Below are 20,669 nucleotides of genomic sequence, written 5' to 3'. Positions count from 1 at the left end.
GCGCTGCTAGACGGGGTGGACAGCCGGAAAGCCCCCCATGCGAAGTCTGCCCGTCTTTGCCGATCTGCGCGCGTTCCTGGCTTGGGCCGAAGGCGCGGGCGATCTGGCGCGCCTCGCGCAACCGGTGTCGATCCGGCACGAAATGACCGCGGTCGAACTGGCCTGCCTGCAGAAATCCGGGCCGATCCTGCGGTTTGACCACGCCACCGGGGCTGACGGCGCGCGGGCGGCGATGCCGGTGGTGGCGAACCTGTTCGGCACCAGGGACCGGGTGGCGGCAGGCCTGGGCCTGGCGTTGGACGAGGTTCCGGCCTTGGGCGAATTCCTTGCGGCCCTGCGCAGCCCGCCGCCGGTGGACGGCATGCGCGACGCCTTGTCGCGCTGGCCGATGCTGAAGGCGGCGCTTTCGACCCGGCCGAAACCCGTCCGCCGGGCGGTGTGCCAGGAAACCACCCTGCCCGACCTTGGCGCGATTCCCGTGCAGACCCCCTGGCCGGGCGACGCCGGACCGCTGATCACCTGGCCGGTGGTAGTGACCCGGCCGCATGGCGGCGATGTGGACGACGTGGCCCGCTACAACCTGGGAGTCTACCGCGCGCAGGTCATCGGCCCCGACCGGCTGATCCTGCGCTGGCTGGCCCACCGCGGCGGTGCGGCGCACCACCGGACCTGGGACCGCGCCGGCGCGCCGATGCCGGTGGCCATTGCGCTGGGCTGCGATCCGGCGATGCTGCTGTCGGCCGCGCTGCCGCTGCCGGAAACCGTGTCGGAGATGACCTTCTCGGGCGTGCTGCGCGGCGCGCGGACGGAAATCGTCAAGGCGCAGACGGTGCCGCTGATGGTGCCCGCCAATGCCGAGATCATCATCGAAGGCTGGGTCCACCCCGGCGAGACCGCGCCCGAGGGCCCGTTCGGCGACCACACCGGATATTACAACGCGGCCGAACCCTTTCCGGTGATGCGGGTCAGCCGGATCACCTGCCGCCGCGATCCGCTCTACCTGACCACCGTCACCGGCCGCCCGCCGGACGAACCCTCGGTCATCGCCGAGGTGTTCAACGACCTGGCGCTGCCGGTGATCCGCCAGCAGATCCCCGAGGTGCAGGACCTGTACCTGCCCCCCGCCGCCTGTTCCTACCGCATGGCGGTGGTCAAGATCGCCAAGCGCTATCCCGGGCAGGCCCGGCGGGTGATGATGGCGCTGTGGGGGATGCTGCCGCAGTTCAGCTATACCAAGATCATCGTGGTGGTGGACAGCGACATCGACGCCCGCAACTGGGATGACGTGCTGTGGGCGCTGGCCACAAGGATGGACCCGGGCCGCGACCTGATGGTGCTGGAGGGGACGCCGATGGACTATCTGGACTTCGCCTCACCCATCGAGGGGCTGGCGGGCAAGCTGGGCATCGACGCCACCACCAAGATCGGCACCGAGACCACGCGCGACTGGGGCACGGTGATGCACCTTGACCCGGCTCATGAGGCGCGGGCGGCCGAGTTGCTGAAAGGCATCCTGAAATGACCGCCCCCAAGACTTCTGCGCGCGTGGTGCTTGGCGTCTCGGGCGCGTCGGGCGCGGCGCTGGCGGTAGATTGCGCCGCCATCCTGCACGGGCTGGGGGTCGAGATCGACCTGGTGCTGTCGCCCATGGCCGAGAAGACGCTGGCGCTGGAATGCGGGGCCGCCGCGCAGGACGCGCTGCGCGCCCTGGCGACGCGCGTCCACGCCATCGGCAACCTCGGCGCGGCCATCGCATCGGGGTCCTGTCCGGTGGCGGGGATGATCGTCGTGCCCTGTTCGATGCGCAGCCTTGCGGCCATTGCGGCGGGCCTGGACGACAACCTGCTGACGCGCGCCGCCGGGGTGCAACTGAAGGAACGCCGCCCGCTGGTCCTGCTGGCGCGCGAGGCGCCGTTGACGCTGGCGCACCTGCGCAACATGACAAGCGTCACCGAGATGGGGGCGATCGTGCTGCCGCCGGTGCCGGCCTTCTACCTGAAGCCCGCCACCACCGCCGAGATCACCGCGCAGATCGCCGCCCGTGCCGTCGATCTGTTGCGCCTGGCGCCTCCGGTGGCCAAGGCCTGGGGCACGACTTCGGGAACCGGGGGGGAATAGACGGAAGCGCTTTGCTGCGACCGTCGCTGCCTTCTTGTGATTTCAGGGTGTATTTCCGGCGCAATTCGCGTCTTGATTCCGGTAGGCTGCCGAATTGTTTGCGGCCCGCCCCTGCCCATTCAATCAGACGTTCAAGACCGGAATATGCGCCCGCCTTTCGGCGAGCGCATCACGCTTCACGTTCTTGACCGGTCGGCCCGTCACTTCAGATTTGCGACCACCTGGTCAGCAAAGGTGTCGACCAGCGCGACATAGGCGCGTTTGGCGTCTTCGGCGCTGGCGGCCGGATCGAACCCCTCGCCCAGCAGCGGCGCAGCCAGCTTGTAGTCCACCGTCAGCTCATAGCTTTCGTACTTGCTGTTGTCGGTGTCCGGCTGCTGGTGAACCATGCCTTTCAGGACCGAATCCTCAAGGCCCGCTGCCTCGGTGAAGCCGTTCGCCAGTTCGACCTCGCTGAGATCGACCAGGATGGTCGAGCCGTCTTCGGCCATGCGGTCAGTCACGCGCGACAGGATCGCGGCCTCGAGATCGGTCTCGACCGCCTTCCAGTAGTCCGCCGCCTTGGCGTTGGTGATCGCCGTCATGTCGATGGTCACGTCGATTTCCTTCACCATCGGCATGTCCTGCGCGAAAGCCGCGCCGGAAAGGGCGGAGGTGGCGAAAAGAGCGATCAAGAGCTTGTTCATTTTGCGTTTCCTGCATGATTTGGGCCGATGCGAATTCTGCCTCGGACTGCGGGAACAACGCAGCGTCGGACAATTCGGTTCCCGAAATCATTTCCGCCCATGCTGATTGCGGTTCGAATGGAGGCAAAACGGCCAATTCTGCCGGGCCGGTTCAGAGCGCGGATTCCCGGCAGGCGGCTGGGCGTTCGATGCCCTGGTCTTCACACAGCAACCGCTCAGGACCGCCTGGCCCCGCTCGACCCGATCGCGCGCCCGGATGGCCCGGCGGGCACCAGGGGGACAACGCGGACCACGGCGCCCCGGCCATGCCACCGCGGCCGGCCGGTCCGCAATCCGCGGCATGGCCTGACGCTCCATCGCGCCATCCTTGCGCCCGGTCTATGCCTCAGCTCCGTCGCTGCGCCGCTCAGGGCAGGAACAGAGCCTCGGGCAGGCCGTAGCTGTCGGTCCAGCCGTACCAGGCCACGTCGGTCGGGCCGACGATGGTGTCCAGCGCCACCCAGCCGCTGCCGTCGTTGGTCAGCAGAACCATGATGACGTCACTCATCATGTCGTTGGCCCAGTCCTGTGCATAGGGCGTGCGCGACCAGTCGAACGGTCCGCCGCCGGGCGCCAGCGGCGTCGCCTGCAGATAGGCCCAGGCGCCATCGGTCCGCAGCACCGAAATCTGGAACAGCACCTTCCGACCCAGCAGGGATTCGACCGGCACCCGGGCTGCGTCCAGAATGGCCGAACGGTCGGCGGTGCCGCGCGGCGGGGTGAAGAGCTCACCCAAGGTCACGCCGCCGGACACGCTGCCGGCGGCACCGTCGTCCATCGGGCTGCCGGGGCTGGTTCCGGGGCCGAAGCTTTGCGACATGTAGGTGACAGTGGCATCGAATTCGGCGGCACGGGCCTGCGGGTAGCTGATCTCGAACACCCGGACCAGGCCGTCGGGCCATTCCACCAGCACCCGGCGATAGAAGATGTCCGCCCCCTTCAGGCCCGACAGCACATACCAGCCCGGCCCGGCGCGTTCATAGGTGATCTGCGCATCGGGCATCAGCTTCTTGTCCTCGGCGATCAGCCCGGCCTCGTCCAGCGCCAGCACGTTCCATTGCGCAAAGACGTAGAACCGGGCCTGGCCGTCGACCGAGGCAAAGCTGCGCCCGTCGCCATTGGTCGGCAGGGCGTCGGGGGTGAAATAGCTGGAAGGATACTCGATGAAGGTGCCGTAGCGGCCGTTCTGATACAAAGACCAGCCCTCGGACGAGGCGGTGATGCTGTCTTCGGCCCAGGCCGGTTCGCCCTGGTCCGGTGGCGGCGGAGGCGGCGTGCCCAGCGCCGGAGCGGGTGCTTCCGCAACCGGCTGCGGTTCGGCCGCTGGCTCGGGGGCCAGTTCGGGGGCAGGTTCGGGGGCGGGCTCGGCCACCGCTGCGGGTTTGGCAGCGGCCGTCTTCGGCGCCGCTGCGGCAGCCGGACAGGCCGCCGACCCCGAAGGCAGCGTCAGCGTCAGGCCGGCCAGGACGGCTTTCAACTCGGTGCCATTGTGGAACGCTTCGACCCCGCCGACCAGCACCGCCAGCGGCTCGTCGCCCGGCAGGCAGGTCGCCAGCTGGTACAGCCGGTAGCTGCCGGGGCGGAAGGTCACCCCATCGCTGAATTCGGCCAGGCTGCCGTCCCAGCTTGTCACCCGGGCCTTCTGGCCCAGGAGTTCGCCGTCGAAAGCGGTGGCGCCGGCGGGGGCCTCGGTCGCCAGAGCCTGCGCCGCTTGCCCGCGCGCCAGCGTAACCGTGCCCTGCGCCGAGACCGGCATCAGCACGAGCTGCTCGGCCACATCGTCGCCCAGCCGGTACCAGCCTTCAGGCAGGCTGACCGCCAGCACCCCGCCCAGCGCAGCGCCTGCCTCGGTCGCCGTCGCCGGCGCCGGATCGGCTGCACCCGTCTCTGGCGCGGGTTCCGCGCGGCCGGCTTCCGGCAGGTCCAGCGTGGCCAGAATCGCGGCGTAGTCGGTGGCCCCCTCGGCAAAGGGCGTGTTCAGCGCCGACAGCAGCAGCACCAGCCGGTCGCCGTCGTCCAGCGGGTCGGTCGAGACATAGACCTCGCCCTCACCCTTCATCCCGTCGCTGTCGGCGGTAAAGGTCCAACGGTCGAAAGCCACCCCGTCCAGCGTGACGACCGCGGCCGGGGTCGCGGTGACCTCGTCCAGATACTCCTGTCCGTCGTCGTCCAGCCCGATGCCGAAGCCCAGACCCGAGGGCACCGAGGGATCGCCCTTCATGAACCCGTCCAGCCGGTCACCGTCTTCGACCTGCGCCCAGTCGGGCGGCAGGGCGTAGACCACGCCGGCCATGTCAAAGCTGATCCAGCCTTCGGGCACCTCGGCCAGCGCGCCCGTGGCGCAGACCGCCGCACCAAGCCCGGAAAGGATCGCCTGCCTGATCCGCATCGCCCACGGCTCCTTCACTTGTCGCCCGCCCCGCTTTCGGCCAGCTTTAGGGCCGTGCCGCGTTTGGTAAGCCAATCCAGCACCGCGCCGCGCTCGGTCTCCTGAAGATAGCGGCCGAACAGCGCCTTCTGCGTCTTGGCGTCCAGCGTGCATTTCCCCGGCAACGCGGCGTTCATCGCCCGAACGAAGTCATACCAGCGACTTGCGTCGCCCTCTTCCAGCTTCTTCTTGCCGTACATGTCGGCGATCTTCTGATCCGCCGCAGCTGCCTTCAGCTTGGCCTCGGCCTTGTTCCGCAGATCGTCGATCTTCAGCTTGCCGCCTTCGGCCAGGGCATAGGTCATCTGGTACATGTCCAGATCGGTCATCCGGCTGCCATCATGAACGATGGGCCAGAGATAGGCCGCCTCGGCCAGAAGCTTGTAGTTGCCGCCGTTCAGATAGATCGGCGGCCCCTCGGCCTTGGGCAGCAGCACAAATTCATGGCCCTTGTCCGCGCGGTCCATCTTGTAGACCGACAGCCCCGCCTGGCGGAACAGATAGTCGTCGCGGTCCAGGCTGACGTTGCCGTGGTCGTTCAGATAAGCCTTCATCGCCGGAGTATTGGCCTGGTCGCCCTTGATTTCGGCATTGGTGTCGGCGCGGTTGGCGATGTCGCGGATCAGCGCGTCGAACTTGGCCGGGGTCTCCATCGCGTCGGCATAATAGCCCATCATGTCGGAGATGCCGGGCGGCAGATAGTCCTTGCCGGCCTTGGTGACCTCGCTCATGGCGTTGAAGCCCGTCAGCATCCAGCGCTGCGCCTCGGTATAGCGGCCCGAGGCGGCCAGCTTTTCGACCATCCCCATGTGGGTTTCGAACTTCTTGTAGCCGTCATAGGCGGCGACGCCCCATTTGCCGAACTTCACCGTCTCGTTCATCGCGTCGTTCACTGCGTCCAGCGCCTCGCCGCGCTGGACCAGCTTCTCGTACATCTCCATGCGCTTGGGCGAGAGGCCAACGGTCTTCGACGCCGGGCGCCACTTTTCCATCAGCTCCTCGACCGCCTCGGCCTTCATGTCGCGGTATTTGCCGAAGTACTTGGTCATCGTCTCGGTGACGTCGGTGACGATCTCGACCTTGTCGCGCATCTCGGCCGACGAGAACTTGTTGTAGTTCTCGCCCATCTTGTAGATGTCGCCGCCCACCTCGGCCCAGGCCTTGTAGCGGTCCAGACCCTTCTGGTGCAGGTCGTTCTGGCGGCGCCGCTCGGCCACCTCGGCCTCTTTGGTACGGAACCGCTCGTGCGCCGCGCGCTGCTTGTCCAGCGGCAGATCCATGCGGCGGACGGCCTCCCACTCCTTGGCCACCACGCCCAGGTCTTCCTCCATCACCGCCAGTTCGGCCTTCATCAGCTCTTCGGCGAAGGTGGCGGCGGCGATGTAGGTGTCGGGGTTCTTCATCACCTTGTCGAAATAGGTCTTGGCGAGGAACTTCTTCCAGTCGTCCTCGGCTTCCTTCTGGGCCTTCTTCATCTTCTCGGCCAGACGGCCGCGCTCGTCCTCAATGGCCTTCTTCATCTTGGCCGCCATCGCCGGCGGCGGCGCCAGCACCGGCACGCCGTTCTGCGCCAGATACTTGTAGCCCTGCTGCGCCTCAAGCGCCGGGTTGCCCAGGATGCCGGCGTTCCAGTTGGCGCGGCATTGCGCCAGTTCGCGCCGGTAATCCACCGCCGACTTGTCGCCGCGCCCCTTCAGGCTCTTGATCAGCGCGTCCAGCGGCGACAGGCCTTTGGCACAGCTGTCCCAGATCTTCGGATCGGTCGGCAGCGGGTGGCGAGTGCAGCCGAACCCCGAGACGACGCAGGGTTCTCCCGGCTGGCTGCAGGAATACATCTTGTTGAATTCGCCGATGGTGTCGGGGTGGTAGAATTGCGCAGTGGTGCTGCTGCCATAGCCGGCGCTTTGGCAGACGCAGTCGAAATAGCCGTCCTCGGGCTTGATCCCCAGTTCCTTCATCAGGTCAAGATGGCGCTTGTGGCCCATCGCCAGCATCGCCGCGATGGCCTTCTGCTCGCGGTCCGAACGCGCCTTGTCCTGGGCCGTCGAAGCGCTGCCCAGGGCCAGCGCCAGAGCCGCCGCCAGAGTGACAGCCGAACGCAGGGTCATGGCAGGTCCTCCGAAAGGTCGGCGCCCAGCAGGTCGAGAAAGGCGGCGGGGTCGAAATCGGCGTCGTCCAGAAGCTGCATGCGCTGGATCGGGTCCATCAGCCGGGGCGTGACCCAGCCGCCGGTCAGCCGCGCCACCGCCATCCGGGCGCCGTCATAGTCGCCGGCGGCAACCGACTGCATCAGAACGTGAAACTCGCCGAAGACGTAGATCGGGGCCGTGCCGCGGATCGACACCGCTCCGGGCAGCACCGCCCGCGCCCATCCGTCGCCGAACTCCACCTCCAGCCGGCCATCCCAATGCGCCGCCATCCAGGCCGGGCTGAAATAGCGCGTCCAGTCGCCATTGCTGCTGTTCACCGTCAGCTTCCACTGCCCGGCGCGCGGGCCGCGGATCATCCGGGTCAGGTCGATATGCAGGTTGCGCTGGCCCCACATGTCCTCGGCCCGGACGGTCGAGACCAGGGTGGCAAAGCCGTCGGTGCGGTCGGGGTCGAGCGTATAGCGCAGCCGGTAGGGCGTGATCTGCAGCCGGCGGTCGAAGGTCATCAGCGGCTTGTCGGACAACAGGCCGGTGCGGCCCCAGCCGCCGATCGCCGGCACCTCGGCCACCAGCCAGCCGTCGCGATATTCGGTCAGGTCGTCGAAGGTCTTGTCATAGACCAGCGAGAACGGCACCCAGGCCGGGTCTGGCTTGCCGTCGAACAGGGTGATCTCGGGCAAGGGCTCGGCGCCGACGCCGGGGATCGGCTCGCCCGGATCGCGGCCGGGGGTGCGGGTCAGTTCGATGCGCTTCAGCACCATCGACACCGGCAGGTTCTCCGCCGCGGGGTGGGAATAGATGCTCAGCCGCAGGCCGCGGCCTTCGGCCAGCAGCGGCCAGGGCAGCACCTCGTCTGGAAAGCCGGGGGCCTGCACCTGGATGCCCATCGGCGTCAGCACCAGTTCCACGCGGGCGGGCATGCCTTGCGGCACCTCGACCTCAAGCAGGTCCTGGTCATAGTCCAGGTGGCGCAGCGCGCGGACAATTCCGTCGGCCCCCTTGCGCCAGGCCAGGATGAAGCGTGGCAGCGAGGGGTCGTTGCCGTTCATCGTTGTGGTGCCGGACAGCGCGATCATGAATCCGGTGGTTTCGGCCGCGTCAAAGTCGAAGGCCAGCCGCGCCTCGGCCCCATCGGTGAACCGGTCCAGCCAGACCAGCGGTTCGGGCGAGTAGAAACCCGCCTTGCCCCAGGCGTTCCCCTCGGCCACGGCAACGCGCAGCGCGCCGTCCATGATGCGGGCATCGCGGGCAAAGTCGCCGCCATGCGCCCAGATCCGGGCGAAATGCGGGGCGGAAAGCGTGCCGTCGAACAGCACCGCCGTCTCGGGCGCATCGCCAAGGGCCGCGGCGGGATCTGGGCCGGTGTCCAGATCCACCACCTCCAGCCGCAGGCCGGTCAGCCGCAGCGCCACCGCCTCTTCGGGATTGGGCGCCGAGGCCAGGGCGTAAAGGTGCAGCAGGCTGCCCGCCGTCAGATGGGTCATTGGCGCCTGGATCAACACCGCGCCCGAGGCATCGGAGACCGTAAGGGAACCGTCCGGCCGCAGCCACAGCGACAGGTCCTTGAGCACCGCCTTGTCGGTGACAGTGAAGCGGCCCAGCTCCTGCTGCCGCTCCCACAGAACCAGCTCGTTCGCGGCACCTTCCGGTTCGACATAGCCCAGCCGCAGGACATGCGCGCCCCACTCCTCCTGGCCCGCCCGTTCGGCCGGGATCAGCGCGAAGATGGCGCCGGTGGTGGCTGCGGGGTCCATCTGCAGCCGCAGACGCACGGCCTTGCCCTGGCCGAAGTCGGGCACCGGCACCACGGGAGCGGCGGAATAGATACCGGTATTGCCCCAGCCGTGACCGGTCGGCACATCGGCCAGGAAGGCATCGCTGTCATAGCGGGCGAATTCCTCGAAGCTGCCGCCGGCATAGGCGATGGGCAGCCAGTCGGCGCTTTCCTGTCCCGAAAACAGCAGCCCCGGCAGCTTGGCGGGATCGGGCAGCGGCGCGCGGTCGATCGCAAGTGCCCCGCCCTGCCCCGCGGCGACCGAGATCAACACCTGCCCGGTCAGGTCAGCCAAGCTGACCGGCCGTCCGTCGTTGGTCAGCAGAAGCTGCATCGCCAGCGTGTCCAGCCAGCGCCCCGCGGCCGCTTCGGCCGGCAGGGCGGCGGCAAAGACCGCCCGCCCCTCGGCCGGGCACAGCGCGCCCCAGGCGGCAGGGGCGCCCATCATCGCCAACACCTCGGCCCCCTTCGGCGGCGGATCGGCCAGCGCGCAATCGCCGCCCAGGGCGGGCGACAGCGCGGCCAGCAGGGCCTGGGGATCGACGGTTTCGGAATGGGCCTTGGCCGCAAAGGCAGCGGCCGCGACGACGATCAGGGCTTTGACAAGCCGCACCGATCCTTGGGCTGGCATGATCTGTCCCAGCAAATGTGTCTGGCCTCCGCGGCAGGAATTTCCGCGGCGCCTGGCGCAAGTCTTCCCCGCGCCGGCGCGAAGTCAATGTGCCGTCCGGTCGCAAGGCCGCAAGCGAAGGGCCCGGTCACGCCGACCAGGCCCCGCCTGTGCTGCCTGAGGCTGCCTGCCGTTCAGTCCGGTCGGTCGTCCTTGAAGGTGCGATGGCCCGAAAGCATGGTCGAGACCGTGGATTGCCGGGACATGATGTCTTCGCGGATCGCCGCATAGACGTGGATCAGCACGAAGATCACCATCGACCACATGCCAAAGCGGTGCAGCATGTGCAGGATCTGGCTGTTGCCGATCAGGCCCAGCAGCCAGCCCATGAAGGTGTCCGGCAGGCTGCCCTGCCCGGCGCCTTCGGCGTAAAGCGCCCAGCCGGTCAACATCATGAAGGTGATGCCCAGGGTCATGAAGAAGAACATGGCGGCATGCGCCAGTGGGTTGTGGCCGACATACTTCTTCGGCTCGGGCACCAGGAACATGTACCAGCGCAATTCGTAGAACACCTCATACCACCAGCGCCGGTTGGTGATCGGCAGAATGAACATCTGCCGGGCGTGACTGTTGCCCATGAAGGCCCAGTAGATGCGGCCGAAGAAGCCGACGGTCAGGATCATCCCGGCGGCGAAATGGGCAAAGCGGATGTAGCCCATGACAAACTGGTGCGTCGCCTCGCTGATCTGCATGCTGGGCAGAGGTTTCCCGATCAGGTAGCCGGTCACCGCCAGAACGGTGATCGCCAGCGCGTTCACCCAGTGCCATAGCCGCACCGGGGATTCGTAGACATAGACCGAGCTGCGCTTGCGCAGGGTTTCCAGGTCCTCGGGCGTGGCATCGCCGGTCAGGACCGAGGCCTCGAAACTGCGCAGATGCGGGGGGGTGAGATCGGTCATGGCCTCACCCCGCCAGCATCAGCAGGCCCGAGGCGGTGACGCCCAAGCCCAGTGCCCGCTGCACGATCGCGCGACGCGCCACCGCGCGGGCGATGCCGATGCCCGCCAGGTGCAGCGTGGCGGTCGCGATCAGGAAGCCGGCCAGGTAGGGCACGGCTTCGCCGGTCGCCTCGGAGGCATGGGCATGGCCGTGGCACAGCGCGAACAGTGCGATGGCCAGCAGCGAGGCCTGGGTCAACCCCGCGGCCTGGTCGCGACGGCCGACCAGGGTCAGGACGCCGAACACCGCCACCGAAAGCGTGATCCAGGTTTCCACCATCGGAATCCCGAGCCCGGCCCAGCTGAGGCCGGCCCCGGCGGCCATGGCGGCCAGGAAGGCGACCGCCCCCGCCCAGAACCGGGTGGGCAGGACGAAGCCGGACCACAGGCCCACCGTCAGCATGGCCAGAAGGTGGTCCATCCCGAAGACGGGGTGCTGCAGTCCGTGGAGGAGGCCCGACGCGTCACCGTGGCCGGTATGGGCCATTGCGGGCGCGGCGGTCATGGCAGCAAGGGCGGCAATCGAAAGCTTCTTCATCGTATTGTCTCCTTCAGCGGACCTTGACCGAGGTCAGTTCCTGACCTTCGGGCGACATCACATGCGTCGAACATGCCAGGCAGGGATCGAAGCTGTGCAGGGTGCGCAGGATTTCGACCGGCTCTTCGGGGCGTTCCATCTTGGTGTCCATCAGGCTGGCCTCGAAGGCGCCGATGTTGCCGGCGCTGTCGCGCGGGCTGCCGTTCCAGGTGGTCGGCACGACGCATTGGTAGTTGTCGATGCGGCCGTCCTTGATCTTGACCCAGTGCCCCAGCGCGCCGCGCGGGGCCTCGGTCATGCCCACGCCCTTGGCTTCCTTCGGCCAGGTCGACGGGTCCCATTTCGCAACGTTTGCCGTGCTTTGATCGCCGGCCTTGATGTTGGCCACCAGCTTGTCGAAGAAGTGCTTCTGCAGCCGACCGCAGTATTCCGCCTCCAGTGCCCGCGCCGCGGTGCGGCCCAGGGTCGAGAACAGCGCGCTGACCGGCAGGTTCATCGTCCGCAACAGGCCCTCGACCTGGTTCTTGATGTCCTCGTGCCCCTTGGCGTAGCCGACGACATAGCGGGCCAGCGGCCCCACCTCCATCGCGTGGCCCTTCCAGCGCGGCGCCTTGATCCAGCTGTATTTCGCCGCCTCGTCCAGCTGTTCGATGTTGGTCTTGCTGCCCTTGGTCGCCGCGCCCAGTTCGAACTTGGGCTGGGTCACGCCGTCCCAGGGGTGCAGGCCCTTGCCCGGCTCGCCGTACTCGTACCAGGAGTGATCGACGAATTCCTGGATCTGCTCGGGGTCGCGGACATCGACATCCTGCACCTCGTTCAGGTTGCCGTTGATGATCGCGCCGCGCGGAAGATGCAGTTGCTCGGCGCTGAAATCATTGGCGTTTTCCGGAATATCACCATAGGCCAGCACCGACTTGCCCGACAGCCCGCCGCCATAGAGCCAGGACTTGTAGAAGCCGCCGATGGCCACCAGGTCGGGCAGGTAGACGTTCTTGATGAAGGTCTGGCACATGTCGATGATCGACGAGACCTGGTTCAGAAGCGTCATGTTGATCGCGCCGACGGCGCCGGTGGAATGCAGGTTGATCGGGCAAGGCACGCCGCCCACCAGCCAGTTCGGATGCGGGTTCTTGCCGCCGAAGATGGTGTGGATCTTCACGATGTCCTTTTGCAGATCCAAGGCCTCGAGATAGTGCGTGGTGGCCATCAGGTCGGCTTCGGGCGGCAACAGATAGGCCGGGTTGTCCCAGTAGCCGTTCTTGAAGATGCCCAGCTGGCCGCTTTCGACAAAGGCCTTCAGCCGATTCTGCACGTCGCGGAAATAGCCCGGGCTGGACATCGGATGCGACGGGCTGACCGTCTGCTGCAGTTCCGACGTGGCCTTCGGATCGGCCCGCAAGGCATTGACAGGATTGACCCAATCCAGCGCGTGCAGGTGGTAGAAGTGGACGATGTGATCATGCACCTGGAGGTTCAGTTGCATGATGTTGCGGATCGAGTTGGCGTTGTCGGGGATGGTGATCCCCAGCGCATCCTCGACCGCGCGCACCGAGGTCAGCGCATGTGTGCCGGTGCAGACCCCACAGATGCGCTCGGTAAAGGCCCAGGCGTCGCGCGGGTCGCGGCCCTTGAGGATCACCTCAAGCCCGCGCCACATGGTGCCGGTGGACACAGCGTTGCGGATGAAGCCATCCGCGTCCACGTTCACCTCGCAGCGCATGTGGCCCTCGATCCGGCTGACCGGATCGACGACCACCCGCTGGCCCGCTGTATCCAGGGTGAAGCCGTTCGGCGTTGTCACTCCCATGGCTTATCCCTCCGCCTTTTCTTGCTTCTTCTGCGCCCGTTTCAGCGCCGAGACCGCCGCATGGACGGCAATCGACCCGCCCACCACGCCGGCGGCCGTCATCCCCACCTTGTCGGCATTCGCTTCCACCCCGAAGGCCTTGAGGTTGGTCACCCGGTCGTAGAAACCGCCCTGGTCCCAGAACCCGTCTTCCGAGCAGCCGATGCAGCCGTGGCCGGACTGGATGGGGAAGCTGGTGCCCTCGTTCCAGCGGATCGTGGAACAGGCGTTGTAGGTGGTCGGGCCCTTGCAGCCCATCTTGTAGAGGCAATAGCCCTTGCGGGCGTTGTCGTCGTCCCAGGCCTCGACGAACTGGCCGGCATCGAAATGCGGCCGGCGATAGCACTTGTCATGGATACGCTGGCCGTAGAACATCGCCGGCCGCCCCTGACGGTCCAGCTCAGGGAGACGGTCGAAGGTCAGCATGTAGGTGATGACGCCGGTCATCACCTCGGCGATCGGCGGGCAGCCCGGCACCTTGATGATCGGCTTGTCGGTGATGACCTTGTGGACGGGTGTCGCGCGGGTGGGGTTCGGCGCGGCGGCCTGGACGCAGCCGTAAGAGGCGCAGGCGCCCCAGGAGATGATCGCTTTGGCGTCCTTGGCGACGTGGCGCAGCTGTTTCACGAAGGGCTTGCCGCCGACGATGCAGAACATCCCGTCCTCGTTCAGCGGCGGGTTGCCTTCGACGGCCAGGATGTAGTTGCCCTTGTATTTCTGGATGGTGTCTTCCAGCGCCGCCTCGGCGGCATGGCCCGCGCTGGCCATCAGGGTGTGGGAGTAGTCCAGCGAGATCATCGACAGGACCACGTCCTTGGCCAGGGGATGCGCGCCCCGGATGAAGCTTTCCGAGCAGCAGGTGCATTCCAGCCCGTTGACCCAGATCACCGGCGTGCGCGGCTTGGTTTCCATCGCATGCGCGATCTTCGGCACGAAGGCCGGCCCCAGGCCCAGCGCCGATGCCGTCAGCGAGCAGTATTTCATGAAGCTGCGCCGGGTGATCCCCTGGCGGCGCATGACCTCATAGAAGGTTTCGATCTGCGTCATGTGTCCTCCCTCGGGCCGGCAGACGGACTTCGGCCATTGTGTGCCAGTGTGTGCCAGGAGCAGGGTGCCGGTCGCGACCAAAGACCGCACGGCGCCCATTCTGGAAAAGGCATGTTTTTCAGGTGGATGAGTGGGACGCCCGGGCGTATTGCCGGTCTTGGCATGACCAGTTTCCGGCAGCGGTGGTCAGCACGTTTCCAGGCCTCGCGGCGCGGCTTCGGCCGATTCGCGGGCCAGCGCCACCAGCGCCTGACCCAGCGCCAGCCCGCCGTCATTGGCCGGCACCTGCCGGTGCAGCAACACCGGGACCCCGTCCAGCGCCGCGACCAGCGCCCGGTGCAGCCGGGCGTTTTGCAGGCAGCCTCCCGACAGCGCCACGGCCTTGGCCCGGCCCTGCCCGACCAGCCCGAGCGCGACGTCCGCGAAGGCCTGCGCCAGCCCGTCGTGGAAGCGGGCCGAGATCACCGCGGCCGGCACGCCGGCCGCAAGGTCCGCGCTCAGCGCGCAAAACATCGGTGCCGGGTCCAGCCCGGGTCCGAAGGCGTAGCCCGGCCCCTCGGGTCCCGCCAGGGCCTCGAGCCGCATCGCCGCCTCGCCTTCATAGCTTTGCGCCCCCGTCACCAGCCCCAGGCAGGCCGCCACCGCATCGAACAGCCGCCCGGCCGAACTGGACAAGGGCGCGTTCACCCCCTTTGCCGCCGCCGCCCGCAAGGGTGCCAGGGGATGCCCGGCAAACAGCCGGTCGGCCAGCGCCGGCAGCCCCGCCTGGTCCAGCCGCATGACCGCATTGCGCCAAGGCTGGCGGCTGGCGGCATCGCCTCCCGGCAGCGGCGCCGGGGCCAGATGCGCCACCCGCTCGGCCCCGCGATAGTCGCCCAGCAGCACCTCGCCGCCCCATATCGTGCCGTCCGACCCCAGCCCCAGCCCGTCCAGCACGATCGCCGCCACCGGCCCTCCGTCCAGCGGCCAGAGGTTGTCGCCCAGGCAGGCAGCGAGATGGGCATGGTGGTGCTGCACCCGCATGACCGGCAACCCCATCGCCTCGGCCGCCCGGGTGGCGGCATAGCCGGGGTGCAGGTCGCAGGCCACCACCGCAGGCCGGTGGTCGAACAGCGCCGCGTAATCGGCCAGGGCTCTGTGGAACTCTTCCACCGACAGCGCATCGGTCAGGTCGCCCAGATGATGCCCCAGCAGCGCCTGGCCCTGCTTCACCAGGCAGACCGCCCCCTTCATCTGGCCGCCCACCGCCAGCACCGGCCGCGCCGGAAAGCCCGGCGGCAGCGGCAGCACCCCCGGCACCCGGCCGCGCGCGCGGCGCAGAACCATGCGCGGCACCGCCCGCTCCACGCTGTCGTCCAGCCGCCGGGCGATGTCGCGGTCATGCATCAGGAAGCCGTCGGCAAAGCCGGCCAGCTTGTCGCGCGCCTCGGCATTGTCCACCACCTGCGGCTCGCCGGAAAGGTTGCCCGAGGTCATCACCAGGACGCTGCCAAAGGCCTCCAGTAGCAAGTGGTGCAAGGGCGTATAGGGCAGCATCACCCCGAGGCTGGCCATCCCTGGCGCCACCCCTTCGGGCAACACGCCCCGAGACGCCACCAGTACCACCGGCGCCGCCGGATCGCGCAGCAGCACAAGGTCGGCCTCGACCAGCACCGCCACCCGCGCCAGATCTGCCTCGCACCCCATCAGGGCAAAGGGCTTGGAGGGCCGCCGCTTCCGCCCCCGCAGCAGCGCCAGTGCCGCCGGATTCGCCGCATCGCAAGCCAGGTGAACCCCGCCCAAGCCCTTGACCGCCACCACCCCGCCGCGCCGCAATTCGGCCACCGCCAGCGCGATCGGGTCGCCTTCAACCTCTGCTTCCCCCACTTCGTACCACAGCCGAGGCCCGCAGGTCGGGCAGGCAATCGGCTGGGCATGGAAGCGCCGGTCGCCCGGATCGGCATATTCCGCCGCACAATCGGCGCAGATCGCAAACGCCGACATGGTGGTCTGCGCCCGGTCGTAGGGCAGCCCGCGCAGGATGCTGAACCGCGGCCCGCAATGCGTGCAGTTGGTGAACGCGTACCCCGCACGCCGCCCCTGCCCCCGCACCTCGGCCGCGCAGTCCGGGCAGGTCGCCGCATCCGGCGTGACCCGCGTCTCGGCCCCCCGCCCCCGGGTTTCGACGATCTCGAACCCGGCCGGAGCCTCCCCCGCCAAGGCCGACACCTCCACCGCATCCACCCGCGCCAACAGCGGCGCCCGCGACCGCAGCGCCACGGCAAACCGGTCCAGCCCCTCTCCCCAGGCCTCGATCGCCACCCCTTCCGCGTCGTTCCAGACCCGCCCCCGCAGCCCCATCTCGCGCGCCAACTGCCAGACAAAGGGCCGGAACCCGACCCCCTGCACCTGCCCCCGCACCCGAATGAACCCCTGCGCCTCTTTCATCTGTCCAAAAAATATCCCGGGGGTCCGGGGGCTGGCCCCCGGTCCGCCCTGTCCCCCTAGTGCACCGTGCAGACCATGCAAGGGTCGAAGCTGCGCACCACATGCTGCACCGACAGCCCCGATGCCCCCACCTCTACTCCCTCCAGCGCCGCCTCCAGCGGCCCGGGCACCCCCGCCGCATCGCGGGGCGAGAAGTTCCAGGTCGTCGGCGCGATGATCTGGTAGCCGGCAATTCGGCCATTCTCGATCCGCAGCCAGTGCCCCAGGGCGCCCCGCGCCGCCTCGACCAGCCCGCCCCCCGCGCCCTGCCGCGGCAACCGCCCGCGCGCCATGAAACCGGCACCCGGCACGATCCCGGCCACCAGCGCCTCCATCACCGCTTGCGTCCGTGCCAGTTCCAGGAGTCGCCCGGCCACCCGCGCCAGCACCCCGCCGCCGGCCAAGGCCCGCGCCAGCGGATGCCCGTCCACCACTTGCCGCGCCAGCGCGCCCACCTCGTAGCCCAGGCCCGCCAGCCGCGGCGCCTTGCACCAGGAATAGCCGGGCGCGGCCATGCCCTCGTCCGGCTCGGTCATCCCCTCGAAGGGATGCGCCACCTCGCCCCGCATCCAGGCATGGCTCAGATCCTCGCGGATCTGCGCGGGGTCAAACACCCCCGGCCCGCCGTTCCAGACCCCGCGCGCGAAGACCGGCCCCGTGTCCAGCGCATAGGCCCCATAGGACAGATACCGCCCGCTGCCCCGACCCAGGTCGTCAAGCCCCAGGTCGGCGGCGATTTCCAGGAAAAGTCCCACGTCGCCGCGGCCCCAAGCCATCAGCCCCACGACCGTCTCCAGCGCCGCAAAGTCCTCCAGCGCCCCGCCGAACACAACGTTTTCCAGATAGCGGCGAAAGGCCCGCAAGGTGGCCTGCAACCGCGCCTTTTCGCGCAGACCGGGCGCGCGGGTCACGCCGCCGGGCTGAATCGCCAGGGTGTGCGGCCATTTCCCGGCCAGAAGACCCATGACGTGCAGCAACTCGGCCCGCGCCGCGACCGCCGCCCGCTGTGCGCTGCCCTCCATCGCGGTGAATCGTTCTACCGCCCGGCCATGCCAGGGCCGCCCGGCATAGTCGGGCCGAGCGAAATCGGGCAGGAAGAACAGGTGGAAATGCGTCAGGTGGTCGGCCACGTTCTCGGCGGCATGGATCAGCGCCGCCATCGCCGCACCCTGTGGCGTGGGGGAAAGCCCCATCGCATCGCCCAGCGCGCGCGCCGCCGCCGCCGACTGGCTGATCGAGCAGATGCCGCAGATCCGCGGCGTGATCACCAGCGCGTCGCGCGGATCGCGGCCCTCCAGCATCCGCTCGAATCCGCGATAAAGGGGCGCATTCACCTGCGCCCGCGCGACGCGGCCGTCGACGACGTCCAGGGTCACCTCCAGGTCGCCCTCGACCCGGTTGAACGGCCCCAGAACCAGCCGCGTCATCGCGGTTTCCGCAGCGTCGGCGGCACCACCACCCGGTCGGCATGGGCGTTTGCATCGATCCGCACCGGCGTCGCCGCCTTCGACAGCGACGCAAGCGCCATGAACCAGGCCTTCGGCATGTCGGTCGGCAGCCCGACCGGAATGCCGGCGATCTTGGGCGTGTCGACGAAGGCATGCGCCGGGTCTTCGAACTGCGGCGCGGTGCAGTTGATGCACGGATAGCCGCCGCGGGTGCAACTGCCTTCGCCATTCCAGGGCCGGATGTTGCAGTCGCCCACGGCTTGCGTGCCGATGCACCCGAGGTTTTCCATCATGCAGCCGATTTCCGACAGCTCGCGCGCAGAAGCCTTGTATTCGTAGAACTCGTTCTTCGGGCAGCCGTGATGCACCAGATGGTCGGCAAAGAACCGCGGCCGGGCGTAGCCGTCCAGCGCCGGCACCTCGCCCGCCGCCAGCAGCATCAGGGTTTCCGTCACCCAACCCGGATGCGTCGGGCAGCCCGCCACGTTGATGACCGGGGCTCCTGAGCCTGATCTCCAGTCCGCCGGCAACAGCCCGCCCGCATGCGCGCCATCATTCTGCAACCCCACCGCATCGGTCGGGTTGCCGCCCGCCGCGGTGACCCCGCCATAGGCCGCACAGGACCCCACCGCCACCACATGCCGCGCCCGCGCCGCCAGCCGGCCAGCCCAGTGCATCAGGCTTTGCCCGGTGCCCGACAGCATCTGGAACCGCCCCGTCCCCGCCGGCCCTCGCGCAATCGCGCCCTCGACACACAGGATGTCCAGGCACTTCCGACCGGTCGCCACATCCTCAAGGATCGCCCGCGCTTCGGCCCCGGTCTCGACCGACAGCGCCGGATGCCACAGCAGCCGGATGCCGGCATCGGCCAGCATCTCCAGCGCGCCGGGGCTTTCGGCGCAGAGCAGCGACATGGTGCAGCCGCCGCAGCCCGAGGCCTGCAGCCAGAGCAGCGTGGTCATCCTGCCCCCTCCGCCAAAGGCAGCTCCAGCCGGAACGTTGCCCCCGGCCCGCCTTCGGCGAGCGACAGACTGCCGCCATGTTCCTGCGCGATCTTGTGGCTGATCGACAGGCCCAGCCCGGTGCCACGTCCCACCGGCTTGGTGGTGAAGAAGGGATCGAAGACCGAGGTCCGCATCTCGTCGGGCACGCCCGGGCCGTTGTCGGCCACCGTCAGCACCACCTGCTGGCCTTCGGTCTGGATGGAGATCCGGATTTCCCCGCTCTCGCGCCCCTCCAGCGCATCGACCGAGTTCTGCACCAGGTTCATCACCACCTGCTGGACATGCCCCATCCGGCCCAGCACCTTGGCGGGCACCAGCGGCTCCATCACCAGCGCGACCGGTTGCTTCATGCCCCGCATCACCCAGCTTGCCGCGATCCGCACGGTCTCGGCCAGGTCAAAGACGGTTTTCTCGCCCGAGCCGTCCGAGGACAGGCGGCGCAGATCTTCCACAATGTCGCGCACCCGTTCGGCGCCGTCGCGGGCGCCCTGGATCGCCTCGCGCAGGTTGGCCATTTCGCGGTCCAGCCGCAGGCTTTGCCGCAGGGCGATCAGCTCTTCGCGACCGGCACCTTCCTGCACTCGGGCGAAGTAGGTCTCGAACTTGCCGGCATAGCGTTCCAGCGCATGGGCATTGGCGTAGACGAAGCTGATCGGGTTGTTCAACTCATGCGCCACGCCGGCCAGAAGGCGGCCCAGCGAGGCCAGCTTCTCGTTGCGCACCAGTTGCGCCTGCGCCGTCTTCAGCGCGTCGTGGCTGTCGGTCAGCTCGGCATAAGCCTTGCGCAGTGCGCCCATCGGCCGGCCGGTCAGCACGAAGCCATCGACCCGGCCGCGGTCGTCGAGCCGCGGTGCGATCGAGACGTCCAGCGGTTCGACCCCGGTCGCCGTCAGCAGGTTCGCCTCAAGCCCGGTACTGCGGCGACGGTCGCGTACCATCTGCAGCAGGCCGCCCAGCACCGCACGCTCACCGGTCTCGAACATCTCGGCCAGCGGGCGGCCCAGCGCAGTGGCCTCGGTGCAGCCGGTCAGGGCCATGACCGACCGGCTGATCCGGGCGACGCGGCCGGCGCGGTCGGCAACGATCAGCACGTCCGAGACCGAGGACAGGATCGCCGTCAGGAAGGTGCGCATCTCTTCCAGTTCGGCGTTCTGGCGTTCCAACTGTTCCTGATAGACCACCAGATCGGCATAGGTCCGGTCCACCGCCGACAGGACCTCGATCCAGGCGTCGTCGGTGAAATGCGGGGGCCGCTCGGGGCCTGTCAGGCCGGTCTGGGATGCCATAGGGGAATGCTAGAAGCGGCCCGGCGGTTGGGGAAGAGAAATCCGCAGCGCCCCCAGGCGGTCGGGCCTGATCCGTGACTGGAAACCCATCTTCCAGATCGACGCCAGAACTGTCAGACTTCCTTCCAGAATTAGCGCCGCCCAGAAGCCACTGATCGCCGAATTTGCAGCGTATCTTCAAAGTTCTATGCGATTTTTCCTTGCTTTGACATTTCGCTTTCTGCCTGCCCT

General features: G+C 68.2%; 14 protein-coding genes. 2 read left to right on the top strand and 12 right to left on the bottom strand.

Annotated elements, in window-relative coordinates:
• The first annotated feature begins 37 nt into the window (after nucleotides 1-37).
• Entirely contained in the window at nucleotides 38-1,522 is a 1,485-nt protein-coding gene (locus tag LHP98_RS01020) for a UbiD family decarboxylase (RefSeq protein WP_227250639.1), read from the top strand.
• Nucleotides 1,519-2,118, top strand: coding sequence for a UbiX family flavin prenyltransferase (locus LHP98_RS01015; protein WP_227250638.1), 600 nt, complete (start codon nucleotides 1,519-1,521; stop codon nucleotides 2,116-2,118). The genes LHP98_RS01020 and LHP98_RS01015 overlap by 4 nt, the downstream gene beginning before the upstream one ends.
• A gap of 200 nt (nucleotides 2,119-2,318) precedes the next feature.
• Here LHP98_RS01015 and LHP98_RS01010 read toward each other — a convergent pair whose 3' ends face one another.
• The 12 genes from LHP98_RS01010 to LHP98_RS00955 all read right to left on the bottom strand — a co-directional run bounded on the left by LHP98_RS01010 (nucleotide 2,319) and on the right by LHP98_RS00955 (nucleotide 20,438).
• Entirely contained in the window at nucleotides 2,319-2,804 is a 486-nt protein-coding gene (locus LHP98_RS01010) for a hypothetical protein (protein ID WP_227250637.1), read from the bottom strand.
• A 406-nt stretch (nucleotides 2,805-3,210) separates the two neighbouring features.
• Nucleotides 3,211-5,232, bottom strand: coding sequence for a hypothetical protein (locus tag LHP98_RS01005; RefSeq protein ID WP_227250636.1), 2,022 nt, complete (start codon nucleotides 5,230-5,232; stop codon nucleotides 3,211-3,213).
• 14 nt (nucleotides 5,233-5,246) lie between these two features.
• On the bottom strand, nucleotides 5,247-7,379 hold the full coding sequence (locus LHP98_RS01000; RefSeq protein WP_227250635.1) for a hypothetical protein: 2,133 nt from the start codon (nucleotides 7,377-7,379) through the stop codon (nucleotides 5,247-5,249).
• Complete coding sequence (locus LHP98_RS00995) at nucleotides 7,376-9,808, bottom strand: hypothetical protein (protein WP_227250634.1); 2,433 nt, start codon at nucleotides 9,806-9,808, stop codon at nucleotides 7,376-7,378. The genes LHP98_RS01000 and LHP98_RS00995 overlap by 4 nt, the downstream gene beginning before the upstream one ends.
• Nucleotides 9,809-9,999: 191 nt before the next feature.
• Complete coding sequence (cybH, locus tag LHP98_RS00990) at nucleotides 10,000-10,764, bottom strand: Ni/Fe-hydrogenase, b-type cytochrome subunit (RefSeq protein ID WP_227250633.1); 765 nt, start codon at nucleotides 10,762-10,764, stop codon at nucleotides 10,000-10,002.
• 4 nt (nucleotides 10,765-10,768) lie between these two features.
• Nucleotides 10,769-11,341 carry a HupE/UreJ family protein gene (locus tag LHP98_RS00985; RefSeq protein ID WP_227250632.1) on the bottom strand — a complete coding sequence of 191 codons (573 nt, stop codon included), beginning with the start codon at nucleotides 11,339-11,341 and terminating at the stop codon, nucleotides 10,769-10,771.
• A 13-nt stretch (nucleotides 11,342-11,354) separates the two neighbouring features.
• Nucleotides 11,355-13,148 carry a nickel-dependent hydrogenase large subunit gene (locus LHP98_RS00980; RefSeq protein WP_227250631.1) on the bottom strand — a complete coding sequence of 598 codons (1,794 nt, stop codon included), beginning with the start codon at nucleotides 13,146-13,148 and terminating at the stop codon, nucleotides 11,355-11,357.
• 3 nt (nucleotides 13,149-13,151) lie between these two features.
• A complete protein-coding gene (locus tag LHP98_RS00975) occupies nucleotides 13,152-14,234 on the bottom strand; it encodes a hydrogenase small subunit (protein ID WP_227250630.1) in 1,083 nt (360 codons plus the stop codon).
• Nucleotides 14,235-14,420: 186 nt separating this feature from the next.
• The gene (gene hypF / locus LHP98_RS00970; RefSeq protein WP_227250629.1) at nucleotides 14,421-16,661 is read right to left on the bottom strand and encodes a carbamoyltransferase HypF; all 2,241 of its coding nucleotides are present in this window, start codon (nucleotides 16,659-16,661) and stop codon (nucleotides 14,421-14,423) included.
• Nucleotides 16,662-16,717: 56 nt separating this feature from the next.
• Complete coding sequence (locus tag LHP98_RS00965) at nucleotides 16,718-18,127, bottom strand: nickel-dependent hydrogenase large subunit (protein WP_227250628.1); 1,410 nt, start codon at nucleotides 18,125-18,127, stop codon at nucleotides 16,718-16,720.
• Nucleotides 18,124-19,110: a HupU protein gene (locus tag LHP98_RS00960; protein ID WP_227250627.1), complete on the bottom strand. Its 987-nt coding sequence runs from the start codon at nucleotides 19,108-19,110 to the stop codon at nucleotides 18,124-18,126. Before LHP98_RS00960 ends, LHP98_RS00965 begins: the two co-directional genes overlap by 4 nt.
• Nucleotides 19,107-20,438 (bottom strand): sensor histidine kinase, encoded by a 1,332-nt coding sequence (locus LHP98_RS00955; protein WP_227250626.1) that lies wholly within the window; start codon nucleotides 20,436-20,438, stop codon nucleotides 19,107-19,109. The genes LHP98_RS00960 and LHP98_RS00955 overlap by 4 nt, the downstream gene beginning before the upstream one ends.
• Nucleotides 20,439-20,669 lie beyond the last annotated feature (231 nt).

This window comes from Rhodobacter sp. Har01, from assembly GCF_020564565.1.
In the GTDB taxonomy this organism is placed as follows: domain Bacteria; phylum Pseudomonadota; class Alphaproteobacteria; order Rhodobacterales; family Rhodobacteraceae; genus Pseudogemmobacter.
Note: the sequence above shows the minus strand (reverse complement) of the source record. Positions and strands in the feature narration are given on the sequence as shown.

What these genes read in the sequence shown, in the direction of transcription:
- LHP98_RS01020 (WP_227250639.1), top strand. Translation starts at nt 38, where the DNA reads ATGCGAAGTCTGCCCGTCTTTGCCGATCTGCGCGCGTTCCTGGCTTGG.
- LHP98_RS01015 (WP_227250638.1), top strand. Translation starts at nt 1,519, where the DNA reads ATGACCGCCCCCAAGACTTCTGCGCGCGTGGTGCTTGGCGTCTCGGGC.
- LHP98_RS01010 (WP_227250637.1), bottom strand. Translation starts at nt 2,804, where the DNA reads ATGAACAAGCTCTTGATCGCTCTTTTCGCCACCTCCGCCCTTTCCGGC.
- LHP98_RS01005 (WP_227250636.1), bottom strand. Translation starts at nt 5,232, where the DNA reads ATGCGGATCAGGCAGGCGATCCTTTCCGGGCTTGGTGCGGCGGTCTGC.
- LHP98_RS01000 (WP_227250635.1), bottom strand. Translation starts at nt 7,379, where the DNA reads ATGACCCTGCGTTCGGCTGTCACTCTGGCGGCGGCTCTGGCGCTGGCC.
- cybH (WP_227250633.1), bottom strand. Translation starts at nt 10,764, where the DNA reads ATGACCGATCTCACCCCCCCGCATCTGCGCAGTTTCGAGGCCTCGGTC.
- LHP98_RS00985 (WP_227250632.1), bottom strand. Translation starts at nt 11,341, where the DNA reads ATGAAGAAGCTTTCGATTGCCGCCCTTGCTGCCATGACCGCCGCGCCC.
- LHP98_RS00980 (WP_227250631.1), bottom strand. Translation starts at nt 13,148, where the DNA reads ATGGGAGTGACAACGCCGAACGGCTTCACCCTGGATACAGCGGGCCAG.
- LHP98_RS00975 (WP_227250630.1), bottom strand. Translation starts at nt 14,234, where the DNA reads ATGACGCAGATCGAAACCTTCTATGAGGTCATGCGCCGCCAGGGGATC.
- hypF (WP_227250629.1), bottom strand. Translation starts at nt 16,661, where the DNA reads ATGAAAGAGGCGCAGGGGTTCATTCGGGTGCGGGGGCAGGTGCAGGGG.
- LHP98_RS00965 (WP_227250628.1), bottom strand. Translation starts at nt 18,127, where the DNA reads ATGACGCGGCTGGTTCTGGGGCCGTTCAACCGGGTCGAGGGCGACCTG.
- LHP98_RS00960 (WP_227250627.1), bottom strand. Translation starts at nt 19,110, where the DNA reads ATGACCACGCTGCTCTGGCTGCAGGCCTCGGGCTGCGGCGGCTGCACC.
- LHP98_RS00955 (WP_227250626.1), bottom strand. Translation starts at nt 20,438, where the DNA reads ATGGCATCCCAGACCGGCCTGACAGGCCCCGAGCGGCCCCCGCATTTC.